We start from the raw sequence: 481 nt of genomic DNA, 5'->3' as shown, positions 1-481 counted from the left end.
CGCCTGGCTGTTGGGCTGCTCGAGTCGCTCCTAGGTGCGCAGCGCCATCTGCGCTGGGAACCCGAAGTGGTCAGCGATGCGGCACGTCGTCTATTGCCGGAGCTGGTAACCACGAAGTACCGTAGAGCCAAGGTCGATATGACCGGACTACGCGATCGGTTGTTCGCGGCGTGTCCGCAACCGCCGATGTCGGTCGAGCGAGCGTTGAGCGCGCATTTGTTGTTTCGAGTCGACCAGGCGGAGTCGGCCTTCGGCATCATCGCCAGGGGACGCTCGGGAACAGACGCCCCTGTCGATACGCTGCGGACGATCCAGCTGGAAGCTGACACGATCGCCGCAATCGTTCGCTTTCGCCGCGATGGCGACAAGGCGCTGAAGGCGAAGGGCCTCCCACCCAAGCCGCTTGATGTGGACGCGCTCGCGATGGCGCGAGGAACGAAAGTGTTGATCGATCTCAATGCCCGCCTGCTGCCTGGCTGGA

1 pseudogene is annotated in these 481 nt (G+C 63.6%); it reads left to right on the top strand.

Annotation, left to right across the window (positions count from 1 at the left end):
* Positions 1 to 481, top strand: a pseudogene (locus ACWTU8_RS32425) (hypothetical protein); the annotation flags it as partial.

Source organism: Mesorhizobium sp. BHbdii (assembly GCF_053848045.1).
The sequence above is the reverse complement of the archived record's forward strand: the minus strand, read 5'-3'. Positions and strand labels throughout refer to the sequence as shown.